Origin of the sequence: Enterobacter sp. S-33, from assembly GCF_028735835.1 — a bacterium.
GTDB classification, from domain to species: domain Bacteria; phylum Pseudomonadota; class Gammaproteobacteria; order Enterobacterales; family Enterobacteriaceae; genus Enterobacter; species Enterobacter vonholyi.
In genome coordinates, this window is the sequence record NZ_CP117838.1 from 2039071 (window position 1) to 2061269 (window position 22199).

Sequence of the window (22199 nt, forward strand, 5' to 3'; positions counted from 1 at the left end):
TGTCAATTAAGAATGAAAGAGCAATTATTAAGAAGCGAATCTCTGGCAAAGGGGGAGCCCGGAATTGGCTGCCGGGCCTGGTGAATAGTTCAAAATTGGTGATGATTGTTCAGACAATCAGGCCGCCTTCACAGCCCTGATTTTTTTCGTGTCAGCCGCATCGGATTCTGTTTTATCCGCTACCGCTGGAGTAGTGAGATCGGGAAGCTTGCTGGTACGAAGAATATGCTGCACGGTCTCTTTCTGCTCGGCGAGATACAGGCCAAGGTTTTCAGCCTGCGTTTCATCCATCTGCATTCCGCTTTGCAACAGCCAGTCGGTGAACGCGTCGGCCATATCAAGCAGCTTGTCGTGAGCGTCAGCCTCTTTCTTACTGGCAAATGTCATTTTCTCTTCACCTTTTCTTACGACAACAAATTTTGTTTCAACAGCCATCGTGCACCTCGCTATACTGTGTTTATATACAGTATATCAGCAACAGATCGATGTTGCAGCAAAATATGCATTACTGGCGAAGCTGCTGCGTTTCGGGGCCACCTATACTGCGCCGCCATGCCCCAGGCGCCTGACCATACTGACGCTTAAAGCTGCGGTTGAAGGACTGCTGGGAGTCAAAGCCCAGCGCGATCGCCACGTTCAGAATCGGTTCGTCGCTGTGGGATAACCGCTCAACCGATTTTTGCAGCTTTTGCGCACGAATATACCCGGCGAGGGGATAGCCCGTATGCTCTTTGAACAGGCGCTGGAGGTGCCATTTCGAGTAGCCGGAACGCCTGGCGACGGTCTCAATGTCCAGGCGACTGTCCAGGTTGTTGTCGATCCAGTCGAGTAAATCATGCATAAATGCGCCAGTGTTCATCTGGTTACCCCCACGCAGCGGATGAAAAAGTATCTTTGTCTGTTGCATTTAAAGGTGGCGCGTTTTTTCAGTAATTGCAAGTTTTATTGTTGCATTTAAATCCCTGACCGAAACGGGTCTTTTCACATCCGCTCAAATAGCACATAAAGTGCAACAATTATTCTTGCACTTAGTTAAGTGCCTTCCTACAATCGCCGCGAATAGTGTATTCGCAACTGTTACAGTTTTGTGGCGATGAACGACACAAATGGCCTGAAGACAGCCCCCGGACAAAGGAAGTGGCGCGGTGCCTCCTGCTGCGTCTTGCCCGGTGGCGACAATTACTGGAATAAAAATAATGAGCCTGCAAAAAACCTGGGGTAACTCTCCTCTGAGCGCGCTGGGGGCAATATTGCTCTCCGTGCTGCTCGTCGGATGCGATAACAGCGTCGCGCAAAATGCCGCGCCACCTGCGCCTGCCGTGAGTGCCGCTGACGTGGTGGTGAAATCGATTAGCCAGTGGGATAGCTTTAACGGCCGGATTGAAGCGGTGGAGAGCGTTCAGCTGCGCCCGCGCGTTTCCGGCTACATTGATAAGGTGAATTACACCGACGGCCAGGAAGTGAAGAAGGGCGAGGTGCTGTTCACCATTGATGACCGTACCTATCGCGCCGCGCTGGAACAGGCGCAGGCGAACCTGGCAAGAGCCAAAACGCAGGCCAGCCTCGCGCAAAGTGAGGCTAACCGTACCGATAAGCTGATCAATACCCATCTGGTCTCACGGGAAGAGTGGGAGCAGCGTCGCTCGGCTGCCGTTCAGGCGCAGGCCGACATTCGCGCCGCGCAGGCGGCGGTTGACGCAGCCCAGCTCAACCTGGACTTCACCAAAGTGACCGCGCCTATCGACGGTCGCGCCAGCCGGGCGCTGATCACCAGCGGGAACCTGGTGACTGCGGGCGATACCGCCAGCGTCCTCACCACGCTGGTCTCGCAGAAGACGGTGTACGTCTACTTTGACGTGGACGAGTCAACCTATCTTCACTATCAAAATCTGGCCCGCAGCGGGCAGGGGGCGTCCAGCAATCACACGGCGCTGCCGGTTGAGATTGGCCTGACGGGCGAGGAGGGTTATCCCCATCAGGGCAAAGTGGATTTCCTGGATAACCAGCTCACGCCGAGCACCGGGACAATCCGCATGCGCGCGCTGCTGGATAACTCACAGCGTCAGTTCACGCCGGGACTGTTTGCCCGCGTACGCCTGCCGGGCAGCGCGGAATTCAAAGCCACGCTGATTGACGACAAGGCGGTGCTGACCGATCAGGATCGTAAATACGTTTATATCGTCGATAAAGAGGGGAAAGCGCAGCGTCGCGACATTACGCCGGGTCGTCTGGTAGACGGTTTACGCATCGTGCGGCAGGGGCTGAATCCTGGCGACAAAGTCATCGTCGAGGGTTTACAGAAAGTGTTTATGCCGGGTATGCCGGTTAACGCCAAAACCGTTGCCATGACCGCCACCAGCGCCCTCAACTGATCCCTTGACCTGAGAATCCAACCCATGGACTTTTCCCGCTTTTTCATCGACAGGCCGATCTTTGCTGCCGTCCTGTCGATTCTGATTTTTATCACAGGGTTAATCGCCATCCCGCTGCTGCCGGTGAGCGAATATCCTGACGTCGTGCCGCCAAGCGTGCAGGTGCGTGCGGAGTACCCGGGCGCTAACCCGAAAGTGATTGCCGAGACCGTGGCGACGCCGCTGGAAGAGGCGATCAACGGCGTTGAGAACATGATGTACATGAAATCCGTCGCGGGCTCGGACGGCGTGCTGGTGACCACCGTCACCTTCCGTCCGGGGACTGACCCCGATCAGGCGCAGGTTCAGGTACAAAACCGCGTCGCGCAGGCCGAGGCGCGTCTGCCGGAAGACGTGCGGCGTCTGGGCATTACCACCCAGAAGCAGTCGCCCACGCTGACGCTGGTGGTGCATCTGTTTTCGCCAAACGGTAAGTACGATTCGCTGTATATGCGCAACTACGCCACGCTGAAGGTGAAGGACGAGCTGGCGCGTCTGCCCGGCGTCGGCCAGATCCAGATTTTCGGCTCAGGCGAATACGCGATGCGCGTGTGGCTGGACCCAAATAAGGTGGCGGCGCGCGGGCTGACCGCTTCGGACGTGGTCACGGCGATGCAGGAGCAAAACGTACAGGTCTCCGCCGGTCAGCTTGGCGCCGAGCCGCTGCCGAAAGAGAGTGATTTCCTGATCTCCATTAACGCCCAGGGGCGTCTGCACACCGAAGAAGAGTTTGGCAATATTGTCCTGAAAACGACGCAGGACGGTACTGTCGTCCGCCTGCGCGACGTGGCGCGGATTGAAATGGGCTCCGGGAGCTATGCTCTGCGTTCCCAGCTGAACAATAAAGATGCGGTCGGGATTGGTATCTTCCAGTCACCGGGGGCGAACGCCATCGATCTGTCTAACGCGGTGCGCGCGAAAATGGACGAACTGTCGACGCGCTTCCCGGCGGACATGAAGTGGGCGGCACCTTACGATCCGACGGTCTTTGTGCGCGATTCGATCCGTGCGGTGGTGCAAACGCTGCTGGAAGCCGTGGTGCTGGTCGTGCTGGTGGTCATTCTGTTCCTGCAAACCTGGCGCGCGTCGATCATTCCGCTGATCGCGGTGCCGGTGTCGGTGGTGGGTACCTTCAGCATTCTTTACCTGCTCGGCTTCTCGCTGAATACCCTCAGCCTGTTCGGGCTGGTGCTCGCCATCGGTATCGTGGTGGACGACGCCATCGTGGTGGTGGAAAACGTCGAGCGAAACATAGAAGAGGGGCTTGCGCCGCTTGCGGCCGCGCACCAGGCGATGCGTGAAGTGTCCGGGCCGATTATCGCGATTGCGCTGGTGCTGTGCGCGGTATTTGTGCCGATGGCGTTTCTCTCGGGCGTTACCGGTCAGTTCTACAAGCAGTTTGCGGTGACGATCGCGATATCGACGGTGATCTCCGCTATTAACTCGCTGACGCTCTCTCCGGCGCTGGCGGCACTGCTGTTAAAGCCGCACGGCGCGCCGAAGGATTTCCCGACCCGGCTTATCGATCGTCTGTTCGGCTGGATTTTCCGTCCGTTTAACCGCTTTTTCCTCCGCAGCTCAAACGGCTATCAGGGACTGGTGGGTAAAACGCTGGGACGACGCGGCGCGGTATTCGTGGTTTATCTGCTGCTGCTCTGTGCCGCAGGCGTCATGTTTAAAGCGGTGCCCGGCGGGTTTATTCCGACGCAGGATAAGCTTTACCTGATTGGCGGTGTGAAGATGCCGGAAGGCTCTTCGCTAGCGCGTACCGACGCGGTGATCCGCAAAATGAGCGAAATCGGGATGAATACCGAAGGCGTGGACTATGCGGTCGCGTTTCCGGGGCTGAACGCGCTGCAGTTCACCAATACGCCGAATACCGGTACGGTGTTCTTTGGCCTGAAGCCGTTCGATCAGCGTAAACATTCCGCTGCGGAAATTAATGCGGAAATTAATGCGAAAATCGCGCAAATCCAGGAAGGCTTTGGCTTCTCCATTCTGCCGCCGCCGATTTTAGGGCTGGGTCAGGGGTCGGGCTATTCCCTGTACATCCAGGATCGCGGCGGTCTGGGCTATGGCGCGCTGCAGAACGCGGTGAACACCATGTCCGGTGCGATTATGCAGACCCCGGGAATGCATTTCCCGATCTCAACCTACCAGGCTAACGTTCCGCAGCTGGACGTCCAGGTTGACCGCGATAAGGCGAAAGCGCAGGGCGTGTCGCTGACCGATCTTTTCGGGACGCTGCAAACCTATCTGGGGTCGTCGTACGTCAATGACTTCAACCAGTTCGGACGAACCTGGCGCGTGATGGCGCAGGCCGACGGGCAGTTCCGCGACAGCGTGGAAGATATTGCGAATCTGCGCACCCGCAACAGCCAGGGCGAAATGGTGCCGATTGGCAGTATGGTGAAAATCACGACCACCTACGGGCCGGATCCGGTGATTCGCTATAACGGCTATCCGGCGGCGGATTTGATTGGCGATGCCGACCCGCGCGTGCTCTCATCTGCGCAGGCGATGACGCAGCTGGACGCGATGTCTAAGCAGATCCTGCCAAACGGGATGAACATTGAATGGACGGATCTGAGCTTCCAGCAGGCCACTCAGGGCAATACGGCGCTGATCGTCTTCCCGGTGGCGGTGCTGCTGGCGTTCCTGGTGCTGGCGGCGCTGTATGAAAGCTGGACGCTGCCGCTGGCGGTGATCCTCATCGTGCCGATGACCATGCTCTCCGCACTGTTTGGCGTCTGGCTGACCGGGGGCGATAACAACGTCTTCGTGCAGGTGGGGCTGGTGGTGCTGATGGGGCTGGCCTGTAAAAACGCCATTCTTATCGTGGAGTTTGCCCGCGAGCTTGAAATTCAGGGCAAAGGCATCATGGAGGCCGCGCTGGAGGCTTGCCGCCTGCGTTTACGCCCGATTGTGATGACCTCCATCGCCTTTATCGCCGGGACCATTCCGCTGATCCTCGGTCACGGCGCTGGCGCAGAAGTGCGCGGCGTCACGGGGATCACGGTATTCTCCGGCATGCTGGGGGTGACGCTGTTTGGTCTGTTCCTGACGCCGGTGTTCTACGTGACGCTGCGTAAGTTCGTGACGCGTGGGAAAAAAGAGGAAAGGGACGTTCTGCCCGCGTAAGGACGTTGCCGATAATAAAAAACCGCCTTCATAGTGAAGGCGGTTTTTTTTCGCATCAGGTAAAACGTTATGACGTTTTTTGATACTGGGCAATAAGATCGGGGAGTGGATCCCATCCGCTGCTGTCGGCGTTTTTCACCGCTTCCAGGGCGCTTGCCACGGTATGGCGGGCCAGTACTGCTAACGAAGCCTCTTCGGCTTCTTCAGAAATGGATTTGAAGTACCAGCAGGCGTTGGCGCTGACCACGCAGCGGGCCGGCACGTCAGGGCGGGAGGCCCACAGCTTTTTATCTTCGATGACCGAAAGGTAGATGTCGCGCAGGGTGATCTCTTCCGGCGGGCGACCAAGATGAATGGAGCCGTTACGGCCAAGCGTTGAGACGATAATGCCGTCTCGCGTCAGCGGAACCATCAATTTGCGGATGAAGCTCGGGTTCGCTTCCAGGCCGTAGGCCAGAATCGCACTCGTCGAACGTTCACCCAATTGCTCCGCCATCGCTACGCTGAGAACCATCTGCAAAGCTGTCGGGAAGCGGTAATCTAACATTTCTCTGTCCTGGGTTGCGGTGAATCTTGTTCTTTTTGGCACCGCAGAGGTGAATAAGCAATAAACAACAATATAACAAACACGGTAATTTTTTTGAAGCAATCTGCGGCATTTGCGATCAAACCCCCTGTTCTGCTTTAGCTAAACGTGCGGTTCGGGAAGTCTACCGTCACCAGGAGGCCACCTTCTGCAGAGGTTGTCAGGTTTACGCTGCTGTTGTGTTGCTGCGCCACCGCTTTAACGATGGCAAGCCCCAGCCCGCTGCCGCTCTGCACCTGATTGGGATCGCGGAAAAAGCGGTCGAACACGCGCTCCTGCAGCTCGACCGGAATACCAGGGCCCGCATCGGAGACGCGCAGCTGGACGACGCGATCGCCCGCCCGCACGTCGACCTGAATCCGCCCGCCCTCGGGGCTGTACTTCACCGCATTCTCAATAAGATTATCAATCAGCGACACCAGGCGTTCCCTGGCGCCGGGGATCCAGACTTCATCCTCGGCAAAGAATTCCAGCTCGATCCTGCGCGCAGACGCTAAGGGTTCCAGCTCGGCCATGCGCTCCTGGACGAGCGTCGTCAGCGGCACGGGCTCCATGACCGTATCAATACTCGCTTCACTGTGCATCATCAGCAGAAGCTGATTGACGAGACGCGCGGCGCGGCTGTTGCTGCGGATCACGCCGGCAAGCAGCTCCTGCTGGCTTTCGCTGATGACCCAGGACTGCAGCGCCTCCACGTTGATGCGCATCGCCGCGAGGGGCGTACGCAGCTCGTGTGCGGCATCCGCGATGAAAACCCGCTCCCTTTCCGCGCTTTCACGCACCCGGGCAAGGAAGTCATTGATCGCGTCCACCATCTGGCGAAGCTCTCTGTGCTTCGGTACGGCTTTTAAAGGAGAGAGATCGTCCGGCGTGCGTAACGTAATTTCATTGACCACCTTATTCCACGGACGCATTGCAATGCGGATGGAGAGCCATGCGGGAAACAGCAGAAAAGGGAAACAAACCAGAAGCGGCAGAATGTAGTATCCGCGCGAGTTCAGGTAGATAAAGAAGTTCCAGCCGCTGGCAGGGGTGAAAAGGGTTACCTCCACGTCGGAGTGGGGCGATTTCAAGGTTCGGCTGGTCCAGATGCGACCTTCACTTTGAACGTGCTCCATTTCGCCTTGTCGGGTATTTGTTATCCCCGCGGGTGCTCCGTCGGATGAAAAAATAACGGTATTATTTTTGCGAACGATGAGGTTAATCGACAGCAGGGGATCTTCCCCTCCGCCGTAACCTTCACGCAGCGCCTTGCTGAAGGCCTCCAGCACGGCGGTACGGTCCTGCGGGCGCCCGTCCATACGCTCAGCCAGGGTAAAAACGGTTTCGTACGTTTTGCTGCCCGTGATGATAGGAGGGCTACGCAGGTCCTCCCACAGAATGAAGGTTAAAAAAAGACACCACAGCAGTGTAAGCAGCAGCATCTGGGCGATGATAATTCGCCATACCAGCGTCGGCCGCCTCAGGTGATACCAGACGTTTTGCATCAACCGGTCACCTTCTGTATTGAGACGGTATCAATAACGTACCCGACGCCCCGGACCGTTCGCACATAGCCGTCGCCGATTTTTCGCCGTAAATTTCCCATATGCACGTCGAGCGCGTTACTGAGGTTCTCTTTGTTGCCGAATATCCTTTCTTCCAGAAACCGCCGGGTCAGCACGCGGTCCGCGCGCAGCATCAACGTCTCCAGCAGCGCGTATTCACTGGCCGTTAAATCGATATGGCGCGCGCTCACCGTCACGCGACGCGTCGGTATATGAAGAGAGAGCCCGCGAATTTCTATCGCCTCATTCTCAAAACCGTAGCTGCGCCGTGCAAGAGCCCTCACTCGCGCCAGCAGCTCGGCGAGAATAAAAGGTTTGACGAGATAGTCGTCCGCGCCGGCATCCAACCCCCGCAGGCGATCCTGCAATGTTCCTCGCGCCGTCAGGATGATGACCGGGATCCCCTTGAGCTGCTGACGCAAACGCGTCATCAGGCTCATGCCATCTCCGTCGGGCAGGCCGAGGTCGAGCAAAATAAGTTCCGGCACGCAGACGTCAAGCTGATGCAGCGCATCCTCTTTACGGCGAACCCATATGACGTCAAACCCTTGATCTGAGAGAGCGATACGTACGCCATTGCCGAGATCCAGGTCGTCTTCGATTAGTAGAATTTTCACATTGGTAACGGTATCAACCGTGAATGAAGAACATCTTAAGAAAAAAACGGTATCAGGAAATCAGCCTGGTTTACAGCACCTGCTTGCGCTTCAGCGTTTCTTCATTTTCGGCTCATAAGAACCTTAGGGTGAGTATTCAAAATGGGCGTTCTGGCGGTTAACCGCATGCATCGTCATCATTTGAATCCATAAGGACTTCCTTAATGAGAAACATCAAACTGCGTCATACGTTCCCTCATTTACTTTCGGGCCGCTGCCTGAAAACCATCGTCCCGGGCGTCGTTCTGGCGTTACTGGCTACGCCTGTACTGGCGGAAGAACAGCGGCAGGGTAACGTCTTAACCCTGGGGGGCGGCGTGGACGTAGGAACACGCTATTCGGGTTCAGATAAAACCCGCGTCTCAGCGGCTCAGGTAGTGGATTATTCCATGGAAAATGGATTCTTTATCGGCACCAAGCGAGGGATCGGTTACGGTAACAACATCGGCAACCTGGATTACAGCGCAGCGCTGAGCTATCGAACGGGCCGTAAAGATAAAGACGTGAGCAGCGATTCGATCGGCTCCGGCAGCGACGAGCTGCGAGGAATGGGGGAGATTAAAGGCTCGGCTATCGTAGTGCCCGGGCTTGAGTACAAGGTGACCGACTGGCTTCATCTGCAGCTGCAGGCTGAGGTACCGGTTTCTGAAAGAGACAACGGTGAAGCGGTACATTTTGGTATTTCCAGCCCGTTCTACACCTCACCAAAAAATGAGGTGGCGCTGGCGCTGACCGGCAGTTGGGGATCGGACAAGTATATGCAGACGTACTACGGGGTAAACGCCGCCCAATCGGCCGCATCGGGTTTTGCCCGACATGACGCCGGGGCCGGGATTTATGCCTGGTCGATGAACCTTGACTGGACCCACAAGCTCACCTCGCGCTGGAGCGTACTTGCCTCAGCGGGTGTGACGCAGCTGACGGGGGATGCAGGGGACAGCCCGATTGTGCAACGCAAAACGTCACCTACGGGGAGTTTGAAGGTGACGTATAGTTTTTAGCTTGTGGTTTTGAGCGTGCACCAGCGGTAATTTAAGCCCCTCCGGTTGCGACGGTGGGGCGGTTCCCCTTACGGGCAGTTACAGCACTGCACACATGGTTGACGGATTTATCTAAAGCTCCATTGGGCCGTGATGACAAAAACGGAGGGGATGATAATACCCACATCCATACCAAAATAAGACGTAAAATTATACTGAAATCCATGATATATGTAGGGAGAAAAACCTATCCCTGTTACTTTTTTAAAATCATGGTATGAACCATGGTCGCCACAATCATCGAAAGTATCAAAGAAAAATTCGCCTACATATCCATAGATTCCCTTAAAAACCCAACCGTTATTCCATCCAGCCCAGTCTCTTCTTACGCCGGCGGCCAGACATCTGTCATTAAAGCTGTTTTTCATTGTGCCTAGCACAACACTATATTTCGACGTATCCGAGAATTTCCGCTCCACGGATATAAACTTGTTTTCAAAGTTCTCCGTGTATTGTCCGTGATTATTTGTCAGATGATAAACGTATGAGCCAGTGTTAATTGAATACAGATTTATTTCATCTGCAGAGCAATTCAATGTCGCCAGATAAAAACTTCCGCACCAAAGCCATGCGGGGTATCTTTTCAGGACTATCTGCTTATGTGGAATATTATCCATATTCGCTCGCTTTGGCTAACATACTGAAATTTTAAAGGGTGATTTTCGATCTGCAGTTGCAAAAATTTTAGCATACATACGGAAACTTGAGATACTCACGTAATGGGGCGGGGGATGAGATCGCCTTACAGAACATGTTCAGCAAACCATTTCGCCCACACGCTTACAATGCTCAAAATCCGCTTTTTTATGGCCCCTTAATTCATAGCCCCAGGTATAATGTCTGCTCAGATAAACGGCAAAGAGGATGTGATAAGATGCTGACATATATCACCATAGGTACAAATGACCTTCAGCGCTCCGTGGCGTTTTATGACGCTGTTTTTAACGTGCTTGGCTATTCACGTTTGCCTGCCTGGACAGAGAGCTGGGCAATGTGGGGAGATGAAAATAATCCGGATGAGGGATTCAGCTTCTGTATTTGCCCTCCTTTTGACGGGCATCCCGCAACGGCGGGAAACGGGACAATGTTCGCATTCCGAGCAGATAACGCGGACCTTGTCAGACGTTTCCATGCAGCAGGACTTCTTGCGGGAGGGAAAAATGAAGGCGCACCAGGGACACGAACCGCGTACGGCCCCGATTTTTATGTTGCCTATCTGCGCGATCCTGACGGGAATAAGCTGGCATGTGTTTTTCAGCACTATTCGCCGGAAGCAGATGAATATTCAAAGGAACGATAGTTACTCCATGGATGAAATTTTGGGATGTTTAGCGGTGACGAAATCAGCCGTGCAATAAAGCTATATCAATAAAGGTGTCTACCGCAAATTGTGAAAATAACGCTGTTGTTCCATAGTTGCTGAAGCAGTTTTGAGCGAGGAGTGGACGCTGGCCTTTTATACTCGCCGATCTGTCTGACGTATGTATCATAGATTCATAGGCTCATGACTATAGTTTTCTCGACTCTATGACATCGCTATTCCAGACGATATGAGAGAAGGTGAGATTGCCAGCGTGCAGCACTGCAGCATCCGGCCAGGCCAACCCCGGCTAAGGGGTAGTTTATGAACTATGTTTAATATCCGTCAGAATAGTACGATGGCTGTAGTTTATCAGGAACTGAGAGCCGGCGGCCTCAGTCCGGAGCATTTGAAAGCCAGAACCTCACTGAGAAGTGTGCCAGCATGACGTGGCAAATATCCCTGTCCGGAGAAGAATGTGTTCGGAAAACTATTGTTAAACTACATGCCAGGTTTACAGAATTTGTTAGCCTACGATAAAAGCTGGCTAAAACATGATGTTAAAGCCGGATTATCCGTTGCGGCTGTAGCGCTACCTGTTGCAATTGCTTACGCTGAGCTGGCGGGTGTTGGGGCAATTGTAGGGCTCTATTCCTGCGTTTTACCAATGATAGCTTACGCACTGTTTGGCTCTTCACGCCAGCTTATTGTGGGCCCAGATGCAACGACATGCGCGGTGATTGCGGCCGTCGTGTTTCCGCTTTCTGCGGGGAATCCCGAACTGCACTGGCAGCTGACAATCATCATGACATTGATGATGGGCGGGTGGTGCCTGCTTGCCAGTAAATTCCGCCTGGGCGCACTTGCCGATCTGCTTTCTCATCCCATTCTTACCGGCCTGCTTAACGGCGTAGCGGTGACGATTATTGTCGGGCAACTAGGCAAGGTGTTGGGGATTAAGCTTGATGAGGCGCAGGTTATTGAAAAAATAATCGCCTTGCCAGGCCGACTTTCAGATAGCCATTTATTAACCGTAGGGATATCCCTTTTTACGTTAATTATTTTAATGGCGATTAAAACGTATCGCAGCCAGTGGCCAGCGCCTTTAATTGCTATTGTGATAACAACGGCGCTGGTATGGGTGACCTCTGCGCAACAGTATGGAATTGCCACGATTGGGGGTGAAGGCTTCCAGCCCGGTTTACCCGTCGTTAACTGGGGGGCGTTCCAGCCCGGTCCGATGCGTGATTTAGTGATCCCGGCGCTGAACCTGGCGTTGGTCAGTTTTGTCAGCCTGATGCTGACCGCCCGCAGTTTCGCCGCGAAAAATGGCTATGAAATTAATGCTGATGCAGAGTTCAGAGCACTGGGTATTGCGAATATTATGTCGGGATTATCTCAGGGGTTTGCAATCAGTGGCGCCGATTCCCGGACCGCAGTTAATGATTCAGTTGGGGGGAAAAGCCAGCTGGTTTCGGTGGTCGCAGCTTTGATCATTGGTATTGTCGTGGTGTTTTTCACTCAGCCATTACAATACATTCCGGTATCTGCGTTAGGTATAGTTCTAATGTATGCCTCGTGGTCATTAATTGATTTACGTGGACTATGGAACCTGAGGCGCAGAAATAAGCAGGCATTTCGTCTGGCCTTTTTCACGTTTGGCTGCGTTTTAATTATCGGCGTTATCCAGGGGATCGGCCTTGCGGTGTTGCTTGGGTTATTACAATTCCTTCGTACAGTGTTTCGTCCCTCTGAGCACCTGCTGGGCACTGACGACGATGGAATGATTCACTCATTAGGAAATACTAACGATATTAAAATGGTCCCGGGCGTGCTGATGTATCGATTTAACTCGCCGTTGACCTATTTTAACGTGGCTTATTTTAAACGTCGGGTTTTGAACCTGGTTGATGGGGCAGCCTTACAGCCTAAATGGGTGGTCATTGATGCCGTTGCCTGCTTCACCTATTCAGACATCAGCGTTCTGGCAACCATTAATGAGTTAAAGCGCGATCTGAAAGGTCGACAGATTAAATTAATCCTCGCGGGCAGGAAAACGGAGTTAACCCGCTGGTTTAAAGAGAGTCGGCCAACAATGAATGATGATGACATGATTCTGGCGCCAGACCTCTACCTGGCACTTCGGTTCATTCAAAGTAAAGAGAGTGCGAGTGAGGGGGAATCAGTCGGTGATACACAACCAAATACTGGTTAAAGGCTTGTAACGCATGCTACTCGCAGGCAGGGAGCAGGGAACGCTCACAATTTCTACCACCGAGGCTCAACTACTGTTGGCCTGGACAGTGAGATGTTCCTTGCCCGTTTTACCTTCTTCTTCCATCTATCTCAGTAAAAACTGAATCAGCTGAACAAAGATATACCCTGCCGCCGCCACTCGTATTGCCTGCCAACTCCATCTGAGATAGCGCCATTCATAGCGTTCTCTGGCATTAGCCTCTGCTATAGCGGAGTCATAACGCTTTTTTTTCTTTCTCCTGACTACGTCTATTACCCACAGGACGAGAATAAAGATAATGATGGTTTTCAGAAATATGGGATTATCCATTAAAAATGACTCCGGCTTGCTCGCTGAAAAAGCAGAATAGATGAACAGTCGTCACGTATCTACCACTAAATTTGTGGGTATACGGGAGGTTTTATCCTGATTCGATTTTGAGATGGTCCTGCCCATAGCCGGTTTCTCCGCTGTGAATGCGCAATCTGTGGTGCGAAGTATCTGGCTGGCGGCTACAAGCAAGGAGCGGACCTCGAGCGCCACCATTCATTTTCACCGGGACAAAAATAGATAGGGTCGTGCCTACAAATAAATAAACTCATAATTCACAATGTAACTTCCAATATTATTAACGCGGGCCGTTACCCACACTCCAGTCATTCCCTGCTTACGGTGGCTGTGCAGATACTCTTTGTTTGTACAGAGCTGAACCCATCTGTTGGTGTTCTGATCTTTTAACCAGAGACCCGCTTCACAATGGCTATACTTACCTCTCGAAGGACCCGGAAAGACAACCTCATATTCAGATTCATAGCCAATTATTTTGTCCGGGAAGAGATAGACATAAATATCATAACAATTTAAGCTCAATACAAACCCAAGGCAAAAGCCGCTAAAAAAAGCATTGGCAAAATATTCAAATGTTTTGTTGAAAGTGCGCAGATAAAAAGCGCGCATAACAAAAATTATTCCAGTCAAAACGCCAAAAGAAATATATGTTATCCATTCAGGAACGGATTTTTTTAATATTGTATTATGGGAGATGCCAGATGCCCATGACATATACCAGAGCCACCCACCTAAAACGATCAATATCACGGCTGTAACAAGTAATTTCTTACGCTTGTCTTCGAAGGAATAATTTTTATTCATGGTTTTGTTTTTATGTATCAAACGAAAGTGTTGACCTTACCAGGAAAAGCTATTTTATATTATTAAATTCAATATGCCTCCTGTTTCGAGTTAAATTTTTTAAGTCTCCTCTTTTGACCGTAGCTTGCCCGCCATCCTCGAGCAAGCCACACTCCTTATCGATACAGCGTCTTTTCCGCAACCGGAATAAGCAGCCTCGATCGCCAGTCCGCGAGCGTCAACTGCGCAAGCCTGCCCAGCGCGGTATAAAACGGATGCCCGGCGTTGTCGACAAACACGGACAGGAAGCGGGTGCTCCACGGCAGCAGGTGCCACGCCAGAAGCCGATCGCACTCAGCATCGCGACCATTCTCGGCAAGCCACGCTGCCAGCAGCAGCAATGTCCCAAAGTGGTCTTCCGGTTCGTTCTGCTGCATCTCAAACGCGATATTGTTCTCCCGCATCCACTGACGCAGGGCGAGGGTCGAGTCGCCGAACAGCACGGATTCGCGGTCGAGCCAGACGGAGCCCCACGGTGGAGCGGGCAGGGCGTAAGGGCCAATAAACAGCCGTTGCCACGCGTCCGTCAGCGGCTCGTCGGCAGGCGAGGCAAAGGATTCGGCAATGGGCTGCAGCGTTTCCGGCAGCAGAGGCCAGTCCTGAACCCAGTCGCCCGCGGTTAGGGCCTGGACCAGCGGAGCAGCCTGCTCGCTGTCGGGTGCAAAATAAAACAGCGCGCCCAGTACGCGGGCGCTAAACGCGAACGATTCACGCTGTGAGACGTTTTTCATTACATCTTCCTTGCTCGCGCGGATTTCGCCCGCGCGACTGTGTTAAACCAATTTATAGACCATAGAATAAACCACGGTCATGCGCTTCACTTTTTAGACCTTCTCGATCTGCACCAGATTGGTGTGCTGCGGGTTGCCTTTTGCCAGCGGCGACGGGCGGTGCGTGGTCAGCGTGTTGATGCATGAGCCGTGGTCGATACGATCGCCGTTCATGTTGGCGTCGTGCCAGGCACCCTGGCCCATGGCGCTCACGCCGGGCATGATGCGCGGCGTGACTTTCGCTTCAATTCTCACCTCACCGCGATCGTTAAAGACGCGCACCGTATCCCCGTTCTTAATACCGCGTTTTTCGGCATCAACAGGATTAAGCCAGACCTCCTGGCGGCAGGCCGCTTTGAGCACGTCGACGTTACCGTAGCTTGAGTGGGTACGGGCTTTGAAGTGGAAGCCAAACAGCTGCAGCGGGAACCGCGCGCGCTCGGGCGCATCCCAGCCGTCAAAGGTCGAGGCATAGACGGGCAGAGGGCTGATGGTCTCATCTTTTTCAAGCTCCCAGGTGGCCGCAATCTCCGCCAGCTTGCTGGAGTAAATCTCAATCTTGCCCGAAGGCGTTTTCAGCGGATTGGCATCCGGGTTTTCGCGGAACTTTTTATAGGCCACAAAATGTCCGTTCGGATCTTTACGCTTGTAAATGCCCATTTTTTTCAGCTCGTCATAGGACGGCAGCTGAGGGTCTTTTTCGAGCATTTTGGCATACAGATACTGCAGCCACTGCTCCTGCGTGCGTCCTTCGGTAAATTTCTGATGGATATCCGGCCCGAGGCGTTTCGCCACTTCGCTCATGATCCAGTAGATGGGCTTGCGCTCAAACTTCGGCGCAGTCACGGGCTGGAGGAAAATCAGGTAGCCCATATTGCCCGCATAATCGTTAGGAATGATGTCTTCCTGCTCGACGGTCATCAGGTCCGGCAAGATGATATCGGCGTATTTCGCTGACGACGTCATGAAGTTATCGATGACCACAATCATTTCGCACTTGCTTTCATCCTGCAGGATATCGTGGGTTTTATTGATATCGGAGTGCTGGTTGATGAGGGTATTGCCCGCGTAGTTCCAGATGAACTTAATCGGCACGTCCAGCTTATCCTTTCCGCGTACGCCGTCGCGCAGGGCGGTCATTTCCGGCCCGCGGGCGATGGCGTCCGTCCAGCTGAAGCAGGAGATTTGCGTTTTGACCGGGTTATCCGGCAGCGGCATACGTTCAATGGTGATGGTGTAGGTCGACTCGCGCGCGCCGCTGTTCCCGCCGTTGATCCCCACGTTTCCGGTGAGGATCGGCAGCATCGCGATGGCGCGCGAGGTCAGCTCGCCGTTCGCCTGACGCTGGGGTCCCCAGCCCTGACAGATATAGGCCGGCTTCGCGGAGCCAATTTCCCGGGCAAGCTTAACGATGCGTTCTGCAGGAATGCCGGTGATGCGTGAGGCCCACTCCGGTGTTTTAGCCGTGTGATCATCGCCCTGGCCGAGAATATACGCTTTGTAGTAACCGTTAGCGGGCGCGCCTTCCGGCAGCGTTTTTTGGTCGTAGCCAACGCAGTATTTGTCCAGGAACGGCTGGTCGACCAGGTTTTCGTCGATTAATACCCAGGCAATACCCGCCACCAGCGCGGCATCGGTTCCAGGACGGATCGGGATCCATTCATCTTCGCGTCCGGCTGCCGTGTCGGTGTAGCGCGGGTCGATAACAATCATGCGCGCGTTGGACCGCTCGCGGGCCTGCTCAAGATAGTATGTAATCCCGCCGCCGCTCATGCGCGTTTCCGCCGGGTTATTGCCGAACATCACCACCAGTTTAGTGTTTTCGATATCCGAGGTGCTGTTGCCGTCGTTGCTGCCATAGGTGTAGGGCATCGCGCAGGCAATTTGCGCCGTGCTGTAGGTGCCGTAGTGGCTCAGGAAACCGCCGTAGCAGTTCATCAGGCGCGCCACCAGCGAAGCGTAAGGGGAAGAGCGGGTGATATTGCCGCCGACAATTCCGGAAGAGTAGTTGATATACACCGCTTCGTTGCCATATTTAGCCACCACGTCTTTCAGGCTGGCGGTGATAGTGTCGAGCGCTTCATCCCACGTGATGCGTTCAAACCTGCCTTCGCCGCGTTTGCCCACGCGCTTCATCGGGTAGTTCAGACGGTCAGGGTGATTGATGCGGCGGCGGATTGAACGTCCGCGCAGGCAGGCGCGCACCTGGTGATCGCCATACACATCCTCGCCGGTGTTGTCCGTTTCGACCCAGTACACTTCGTTGTCACGCACGTGCAGACGCAGCGCACAGCGGCTGCCGCAGTTGACAGAGCAGGCGCCCCACACGACGGTATCTTCAGGGGGCTGGACGGCGCCCTTCACCGCGGCGGCAGCGCTTTTAAGACCAAATGGAAGCGAGATCCCACCAGCGGCAAGCGCCAGAGAACCTATCGCCGTAGATTTCACGAGAGTTCGACGGCTAATTCCGCCGTGATTTTCAGCATCGGACATGGCTCACCCCATCATTATAATTGCGTATTATTTTTCCCGAAATGATATCCGGGCTAATGATGGGGTGAGTGTCACTAATTTGGGGAGACTAAATATTAATCCTTATCAAATCAAAGTGGATTGAAGCTCAATTACTGAGGTTCAGCTGCCGCACCGCTGCCAGTGCGGGTGTACAAAATCTTAAACGTGTCGTTAGCGCAGTGGCCCACCACCTGCGTGCCCGGCTGGTCGGCCTGGTCGTTCGGCACGATGTTCAGCGTAAAACCTGACTCAGGCACGCCGTTGTTGAAGATCTTCTGCTGAATGTCGCTTTTCACGCGCTCGCAGGAATCCGGTGCCGCCAGCGCGGCCGTCGAGGCACTCATTAACAGCAGGGCGGTAATCCAGGGTAACCGTTTCATCTGTAGCTCCTTTTCTCTGTGTGTTGAGTTAGTGTAGCAGGGGAGGCGTAAGTCTATGTTTTTATCTGTGATTTTCTGATTAATCTTAATGCTGTTACGCGTAGCTGGCTCCCCCGCGCGGCGAGCCGCTATCATGTAATCGAGCGGGAATGCTCTGGTGAGACATTCTCAAATATTTCATCAAAAAAACGATGAAACGCATTAAAGCACTCAGCAATCATCTGGCTGGCTTTATTTCTTTCCTCTTCCGTTAAATTCAGGGTATCTACAATCTCATCCTCGCTCCCCATTGAATGTCCAGTCTCATGACTCAAATGTAAATGACCGCAGTATTCCAGCTGTTTATCCGTGCCCTTTGTTATGGATGCCAGCGTATCAAATGTCGCATTGCCGGTTGCCTCCATGACTTCAATCACAATTAAACGCATTTTGGCGCTTTGATTGTGAAGGGCCTGAATTAAATGGTAAGTCAGCTTTCGGCTGTTAATCAGGTTATCAGACCACAGAAAGCTCAGGTGTTCTGTGAGGCTAGCGGCGGAATTTTGCCCGCTGGTCTGCAGATCGTTTAGAAACCAGGGCCAGTGTTCGGCATCCTCCCTGGCATGGGTATTCACTGCCCGTTCCAGCGCATTGGCGGGCGTCGCAAACGGCAAAATATATTTATTAATATCGGCAAAGCTCATGACAAAATGTGAAATATAGGGTAAAAACCTCAGTCGCTCATCAAGAGATAATGTATCGTCATTGAGATAATTAAATAACGGATGATTCAGGAAGTTCTTTTTGTGATATTCAATCTCTTTTGAAATGCCCGTCATAATATATCCTTTAGCGTTGGCCGTTCCCCATAAAATATAGCCTGGTTTCCCGTCTGCGTGGGCGAGACCGGTTTTCTCCGCGTTCAGATGATTCGTTTTCACTATCGCGTAAGCCGCTGTATTTGCTAATATGATTGGGAATAATCTCCCTGTACGGAAATGAATGTGAAGATATACGCAGCGATAACGCTACTGGCAGCAACACTGGTGGGGTGCGACAACAGCTCCGCGCCGCTGTCGTTTACGCCCGAGATGGCGAGTTTTTCAAACGAGTTTGATTTTGACCCGCTGCGAGGCCCGGTCAAAGACTTTACCCAGACGCTGTTCAACGAGAAGGGCGAAGTGTCCAAACGGGTCACCGGCACCGTCTCGTCGGAAGGGTGTTTCGATACGCTGGAGCTGCACGACCTGGAGGCCAACACCGGCGTGGCGTTGGTGCTGGATGCCAATTACTATCTTGATGCTGAAACCCAGCAGCGCAAAGTGAAGCTGCAGGGTAAATGCCAGCTGGCCGAACTGCCGTCAGCCGGGATAACGTGGGATACCGACGACAACGGTTTTGTAGTGGCGGCGCACGGCAAAGAGATGGAAGTGAAGTATCGCTACGACGCGGATGGCTACCCGCTGGGCAAAACCACCGTTTCCGGAGATCAGCACCTGTCCGTACAGTCGACGCCGTCTAAAGACGTTCGCAAAAGAATGGATTACTCGGCAGTGAGCATGTTGAACGACAAGCCGCTGGGCAACGTGAAGCAGAGCTGCGATTACGACCGCCACAATAACCCGGTGAGCTGCGATCTGACGATCACGGACGACAGCGTCAAACCCGCCGTTGAGCGCAAGTACACCATCAAAAATACGATTGAATACTACTGAGAATAAAACCGCGCAGGTTACTGCGCGGTCGGTTTCAGCAGGCTGGCGCCAGACGGTTTATGTCCGGCCAGGTGCTGATGCTGGAAAATGCACATGCGAATGGTATTGCGGTATTCACCGTTAATAAAGAATTCGTGAATCAGCTCGCCTTCCACCATAAAGCCCAGCTTGCGATAGATATGGATCGCTTTCTCGTTCTCTTTATCCACAATCAGGTAAAGCTTGTAGAGATTCAGAACGTTGAATCCGTAATCCATTGCCAGCTTAGCCGCCCGTGACGCAAGGCCTTTTCCCTGATGCTCAGGGGAAATGATGATCTGGAACTCCGCCCGACGGTGAACGTGGTTGATCTCAACCAGCTCCACCAGCCCGGCTTTTTCACCTTCACACTCCACTACAAAACGACGTTCACTCTGATCGTGAATGTGTTTATCGTAGAGATCGGACAGCTCGACAAACGCCTCGTAAGGCTCTTCGAACCAGTAGCGCATTACGCTGGCATTGTTGTCGAGCTGGTGCACAAAGCGCAGGTCTTCACGCTCCAGCGGACGGAGTTTGACGTCGCAGGACACCGACATTACGGGGCTACCGTGCGGCCAGTGCGGCGATCCAGGCAGCGCAGGGTGTTTGGCTCCCAGTATGCATTGACGTTTGCACTTTGCTGACACTTATCGCGTGCGTCAAAAGCAACATCTTCTTTGTCCCACTCTTTTTCGGCACGTTTGTTGACCTTCTGGCGAAGGCTACGGGTGTCATTCCATTGTTCTTTGTCCATAGCGGCGTTCTGGCGGCTTTGCGCGCTGTCACCAGACTCAATAATGAGCTTGCTGGTTTCCGCTGTCGCAGAGGCGGCAAAGGCGAACGATGACAGCGCCAGCAGGGCTGTCAGACAAAGGCGTTTGCTTAATGTGGTCATAGCGTTTCCTTTTAAATGGGTGCAGGTAATCAGGTTACCCCGTACAGATTCTACACTAATGCGAAATGACGGCATACCCGCGGGGCAAGTATGGAAAAGTAAAGGGCATCATCAGGTATGATGGTTAAATAAATCCTCACCTGACGTGAAATATGCTTAAAACGACGCTGCTTTTTTTTGCCACCGCGCTATGCGAAATCATCGGCTGCTTCCTGCCCTGGCTCTGGCTGAAGAAGGGGGAAAGCGCACTGCTGCTGATCCCTGCGGGCGTCGCGCTTGCCCTGTTTGTCTGGCTGCTAACGCTGCATCCGGCGGCCAGTGGTCGCGTTTACGCGGCTTACGGTGGTGTTTATGTGTGTACAGCGCTGCTGTGGTTGCGCGTCGTGGACGGGGTCAAACTCAGCGCATACGACTGGGCCGGGGCGCTGATTGCCCTGTGCGGTATGCTGATTATTGTGGTGGGATGGGGGCGCGCCTGAGCCCCCGGTTTTTGTGATCGCTAGCTGATTTCGCGATCTTTATACTTGTATGGTAGTAGTGTAGTTGCGTAAATTTCCAGCATCACAACGAGCGATGTAAGGAAAAGAATTATGAAGATTGTCGCGGCTGACGTGTTTGTTACCTGCCCGGGGCGGAACTTTGTCACCCTTAAAATCACCACCGATGAGGGGATTGTCGGTCTCGGTGACGCTACGCTAAACGGGCGCGAGCTCTCCGTGGCCTCATACCTGAAGGATCACCTTTGCCCGCAGCTGATTGGCCGCGATGCGCACCGCATCGAAGACATCTGGCAGTTTTTCTATAAAGGCGCCTACTGGCGTCGCGGCCCGGTTACCATGTCGGCCATCTCCGCCGTAGATATGGCGATGTGGGATATCAAAGCCAAAGCGGCCAACATGCCGCTCTACCAGCTGCTGGGCGGCGCCTCCCGGGAAGGAGTGATGGTCTATTGCCATACCACCGGCCATACCATTGACGACGTGCTGGAAGATTACGCCCGCCATAAAGAGATGGGCTTCAAGGCGATCCGCGTGCAGTGCGGCGTGCCGGGCATGAAAACCACCTACGGCATGGCCAAAGGGAAGGGGCTGGCCTACGAGCCTGCGACCAAAGGCGACTGGCCGGAAGAACAGCTCTGGTCCACCGAAAAATACCTCGATTTCACGCCGAAGCTGTTCGACGCGGTGCGCAGTAAATTCGGGTTCAATGAGCATCTCCTGCACGACATGCACCACCGCCTGACGCCCATTGAAGCGGCGCGCTTCGGCAAGAGCATCGAGGAATTCCGCATGTTCTGGATGGAAGACCCAACGCCTGCGGAAAACCAGGCTTGCTTCCGCCTGATCCGCCAGCACACCGTCACGCCGATTGCCGTGGGGGAAGTGTTTAACAGCATCTGGGACTGCAAGCAGCTCATCGAAGAGCAGCTCATCGACTATATCCGCACCACCATTACCCACGCGGGCGGGATCACCGGGATGCGTCGCATCGCGGACTTCGCCTCGCTCTACCAGGTGCGTACCGGTTCGCACGGCCCGTCGGATCTCTCGCCTGTATGCCACGCCGCCGCGCTGCATTTCGACCTGTGGGTGCCGAACTTTGGCGTGCAGGAATATATGGGCTACTCCGAACAGATGCTGGAAGTCTTCCCGCACAGCTGGCGCTTTGATAACGGCTATATGCATCCGGGGGATAAGCCGGGGCTGGGCATCGAGTTTGATGAAAAGCTGGCGGCGAAATACCCGTACGATCCGGCCTATCTGCCGGTGGCCCGTCTCGAAGACGGCACGCTGTGGAACTGGTAAGCGAGGAGAGAA

Annotated in this window: 22 protein-coding genes; 8 read left to right on the forward strand and 14 right to left on the reverse strand. The window is 53.9% G+C overall.

Annotated features, from left to right (window positions below):
* Positions 1-117: 117 nt before the first annotated feature.
* Together PUP35_RS09675 and PUP35_RS09680 are read right to left on the reverse strand one after the other, a co-directional pair.
* On the reverse strand, positions 118-435 hold the full coding sequence (locus PUP35_RS09675) for a YebG family protein (RefSeq protein ID WP_274243028.1): 318 nt from the start codon (positions 433-435) through the stop codon (positions 118-120).
* A 70-nt stretch (positions 436-505) separates the two neighbouring features.
* Positions 506-859 (reverse strand): helix-turn-helix domain-containing protein, encoded by a 354-nt coding sequence (locus PUP35_RS09680; RefSeq protein ID WP_115874926.1) that lies wholly within the window; start codon positions 857-859, stop codon positions 506-508.
* A gap of 337 nt (positions 860-1196) precedes the next feature.
* On the opposite strand from PUP35_RS09680, the gene PUP35_RS09685 reads away from it, so the two are divergent.
* Together PUP35_RS09685 and oqxB are read left to right on the forward strand one after the other, a co-directional pair.
* Complete coding sequence (locus PUP35_RS09685) at positions 1197-2372, forward strand: efflux RND transporter periplasmic adaptor subunit (RefSeq protein ID WP_274243029.1); 1176 nt, start codon at positions 1197-1199, stop codon at positions 2370-2372.
* A gap of 24 nt (positions 2373-2396) precedes the next feature.
* Positions 2397-5552: a multidrug efflux RND transporter permease subunit OqxB gene (gene oqxB / locus PUP35_RS09690; protein ID WP_111965742.1), complete on the forward strand. Its 3156-nt coding sequence runs from the start codon at positions 2397-2399 to the stop codon at positions 5550-5552.
* Between the two features lie 67 nt (positions 5553-5619).
* On the opposite strand, the gene PUP35_RS09695 is transcribed toward oqxB, so the two are convergent.
* From PUP35_RS09695 to PUP35_RS09705, 3 genes are all read right to left on the reverse strand, one after another.
* On the reverse strand, positions 5620-6099 hold the full coding sequence (locus PUP35_RS09695; RefSeq protein WP_029739386.1) for an RrF2 family transcriptional regulator: 480 nt from the start codon (positions 6097-6099) through the stop codon (positions 5620-5622).
* Between the two features lie 137 nt (positions 6100-6236).
* Complete coding sequence (locus tag PUP35_RS09700) at positions 6237-7625, reverse strand: sensor histidine kinase (protein ID WP_274243030.1); 1389 nt, start codon at positions 7623-7625, stop codon at positions 6237-6239.
* Entirely contained in the window at positions 7625-8302 is a 678-nt protein-coding gene (locus PUP35_RS09705; protein ID WP_111965744.1) for a response regulator, read from the reverse strand. The genes PUP35_RS09700 and PUP35_RS09705 overlap by 1 nt, the downstream gene beginning before the upstream one ends.
* A gap of 203 nt (positions 8303-8505) precedes the next feature.
* Between PUP35_RS09705 and PUP35_RS09710 the strand changes: the two genes are divergently transcribed.
* A complete protein-coding gene (locus tag PUP35_RS09710) occupies positions 8506-9342 on the forward strand; it encodes a MipA/OmpV family protein (RefSeq protein ID WP_274243031.1) in 837 nt (278 codons plus the stop codon).
* A gap of 107 nt (positions 9343-9449) precedes the next feature.
* Here PUP35_RS09710 and PUP35_RS09715 read toward each other — a convergent pair whose 3' ends face one another.
* Positions 9450-9998, reverse strand: a complete 549-nt coding sequence (locus PUP35_RS09715) for a hypothetical protein (protein WP_223582071.1) — start codon at positions 9996-9998, stop codon at positions 9450-9452.
* Between the two features lie 257 nt (positions 9999-10255).
* On the opposite strand from PUP35_RS09715, the gene PUP35_RS09720 reads away from it, so the two are divergent.
* Together PUP35_RS09720 and PUP35_RS09725 are read left to right on the forward strand one after the other, a co-directional pair.
* On the forward strand, positions 10256-10681 hold the full coding sequence (locus tag PUP35_RS09720) for a VOC family protein (protein WP_274243032.1): 426 nt from the start codon (positions 10256-10258) through the stop codon (positions 10679-10681).
* A 478-nt stretch (positions 10682-11159) separates the two neighbouring features.
* A complete protein-coding gene (locus PUP35_RS09725) occupies positions 11160-12896 on the forward strand; it encodes a SulP family inorganic anion transporter (protein ID WP_111965747.1) in 1737 nt (578 codons plus the stop codon).
* A 126-nt stretch (positions 12897-13022) separates the two neighbouring features.
* Here PUP35_RS09725 and PUP35_RS09730 read toward each other — a convergent pair whose 3' ends face one another.
* The 6 genes from PUP35_RS09730 to PUP35_RS09755 form a co-directional block, all read right to left on the reverse strand.
* Complete coding sequence (locus PUP35_RS09730; protein WP_274243033.1) at positions 13023-13247, reverse strand: hypothetical protein; 225 nt, start codon at positions 13245-13247, stop codon at positions 13023-13025.
* A 252-nt stretch (positions 13248-13499) separates the two neighbouring features.
* Positions 13500-14069: a hypothetical protein gene (locus tag PUP35_RS09735; protein ID WP_249577030.1), complete on the reverse strand. Its 570-nt coding sequence runs from the start codon at positions 14067-14069 to the stop codon at positions 13500-13502.
* 155 nt (positions 14070-14224) lie between these two features.
* On the reverse strand, positions 14225-14839 hold the full coding sequence (gene dmsD, locus PUP35_RS09740; RefSeq protein WP_274243034.1) for a Tat proofreading chaperone DmsD: 615 nt from the start codon (positions 14837-14839) through the stop codon (positions 14225-14227).
* Between the two features lie 93 nt (positions 14840-14932).
* On the reverse strand, positions 14933-17371 hold the full coding sequence (gene ynfE, locus PUP35_RS09745) for a selenate/tellurate reductase subunit YnfE (RefSeq protein WP_274243035.1): 2439 nt from the start codon (positions 17369-17371) through the stop codon (positions 14933-14935).
* 131 nt (positions 17372-17502) lie between these two features.
* Positions 17503-17772: a DUF1161 domain-containing protein gene (locus PUP35_RS09750; protein WP_274243036.1), complete on the reverse strand. Its 270-nt coding sequence runs from the start codon at positions 17770-17772 to the stop codon at positions 17503-17505.
* A gap of 131 nt (positions 17773-17903) precedes the next feature.
* On the reverse strand, positions 17904-18692 hold the full coding sequence (locus PUP35_RS09755) for a hypothetical protein (protein ID WP_274243037.1): 789 nt from the start codon (positions 18690-18692) through the stop codon (positions 17904-17906).
* A gap of 63 nt (positions 18693-18755) precedes the next feature.
* Between PUP35_RS09755 and PUP35_RS09760 the strand changes: the two genes are divergently transcribed.
* Entirely contained in the window at positions 18756-19466 is a 711-nt protein-coding gene (locus PUP35_RS09760) for a YnfC family lipoprotein (RefSeq protein ID WP_271367786.1), read from the forward strand.
* Between the two features lie 17 nt (positions 19467-19483).
* Here the strand turns inward: PUP35_RS09760 and speG are convergent, their stop codons facing one another.
* Both speG and PUP35_RS09770 read right to left on the reverse strand, forming a co-directional pair.
* The gene (gene speG / locus PUP35_RS09765) at positions 19484-20044 is read right to left on the reverse strand and encodes a spermidine N1-acetyltransferase (protein WP_048030664.1); all 561 of its coding nucleotides are present in this window, start codon (positions 20042-20044) and stop codon (positions 19484-19486) included.
* Entirely contained in the window at positions 20044-20382 is a 339-nt protein-coding gene (locus PUP35_RS09770; protein WP_008502414.1) for a DUF1283 family protein, read from the reverse strand. Before PUP35_RS09770 ends, speG begins: the two co-directional genes overlap by 1 nt.
* A gap of 152 nt (positions 20383-20534) precedes the next feature.
* Between PUP35_RS09770 and PUP35_RS09775 the strand changes: the two genes are divergently transcribed.
* Complete coding sequence (locus tag PUP35_RS09775) at positions 20535-20861, forward strand: YnfA family protein (RefSeq protein WP_274243038.1); 327 nt, start codon at positions 20535-20537, stop codon at positions 20859-20861.
* 111 nt (positions 20862-20972) lie between these two features.
* Positions 20973-22187 carry a D-mannonate dehydratase ManD gene (manD, locus tag PUP35_RS09780; protein WP_274243039.1) on the forward strand — a complete coding sequence of 405 codons (1215 nt, stop codon included), beginning with the start codon at positions 20973-20975 and terminating at the stop codon, positions 22185-22187.
* The last annotated feature ends 12 nt before the right edge of the window (positions 22188-22199 follow it).

What these genes read in the sequence shown, in the direction of transcription:
- PUP35_RS09675 (WP_274243028.1), bottom strand. Translation starts at nt 435, where the DNA reads ATGGCTGTTGAAACAAAATTTGTTGTCGTAAGAAAAGGTGAAGAGAAA.
- PUP35_RS09680 (WP_115874926.1), bottom strand. Translation starts at nt 859, where the DNA reads ATGAACACTGGCGCATTTATGCATGATTTACTCGACTGGATCGACAAC.
- PUP35_RS09685 (WP_274243029.1), top strand. Translation starts at nt 1,197, where the DNA reads ATGAGCCTGCAAAAAACCTGGGGTAACTCTCCTCTGAGCGCGCTGGGG.
- oqxB (WP_111965742.1), top strand. Translation starts at nt 2,397, where the DNA reads ATGGACTTTTCCCGCTTTTTCATCGACAGGCCGATCTTTGCTGCCGTC.
- PUP35_RS09695 (WP_029739386.1), bottom strand. Translation starts at nt 6,099, where the DNA reads ATGTTAGATTACCGCTTCCCGACAGCTTTGCAGATGGTTCTCAGCGTA.
- PUP35_RS09700 (WP_274243030.1), bottom strand. Translation starts at nt 7,625, where the DNA reads ATGCAAAACGTCTGGTATCACCTGAGGCGGCCGACGCTGGTATGGCGA.
- PUP35_RS09710 (WP_274243031.1), top strand. Translation starts at nt 8,506, where the DNA reads ATGAGAAACATCAAACTGCGTCATACGTTCCCTCATTTACTTTCGGGC.
- PUP35_RS09715 (WP_223582071.1), bottom strand. Translation starts at nt 9,998, where the DNA reads ATGGATAATATTCCACATAAGCAGATAGTCCTGAAAAGATACCCCGCA.
- PUP35_RS09720 (WP_274243032.1), top strand. Translation starts at nt 10,256, where the DNA reads ATGCTGACATATATCACCATAGGTACAAATGACCTTCAGCGCTCCGTG.
- PUP35_RS09730 (WP_274243033.1), bottom strand. Translation starts at nt 13,247, where the DNA reads ATGGATAATCCCATATTTCTGAAAACCATCATTATCTTTATTCTCGTC.
- PUP35_RS09735 (WP_249577030.1), bottom strand. Translation starts at nt 14,069, where the DNA reads ATGAATAAAAATTATTCCTTCGAAGACAAGCGTAAGAAATTACTTGTT.
- dmsD (WP_274243034.1), bottom strand. Translation starts at nt 14,839, where the DNA reads ATGAAAAACGTCTCACAGCGTGAATCGTTCGCGTTTAGCGCCCGCGTA.
- ynfE (WP_274243035.1), bottom strand. Translation starts at nt 17,371, where the DNA reads ATGTCCGATGCTGAAAATCACGGCGGAATTAGCCGTCGAACTCTCGTG.
- PUP35_RS09750 (WP_274243036.1), bottom strand. Translation starts at nt 17,772, where the DNA reads ATGAAACGGTTACCCTGGATTACCGCCCTGCTGTTAATGAGTGCCTCG.
- speG (WP_048030664.1), bottom strand. Translation starts at nt 20,044, where the DNA reads ATGTCGGTGTCCTGCGACGTCAAACTCCGTCCGCTGGAGCGTGAAGAC.
- PUP35_RS09770 (WP_008502414.1), bottom strand. Translation starts at nt 20,382, where the DNA reads ATGACCACATTAAGCAAACGCCTTTGTCTGACAGCCCTGCTGGCGCTG.
- PUP35_RS09775 (WP_274243038.1), top strand. Translation starts at nt 20,535, where the DNA reads ATGCTTAAAACGACGCTGCTTTTTTTTGCCACCGCGCTATGCGAAATC.
- manD (WP_274243039.1), top strand. Translation starts at nt 20,973, where the DNA reads ATGAAGATTGTCGCGGCTGACGTGTTTGTTACCTGCCCGGGGCGGAAC.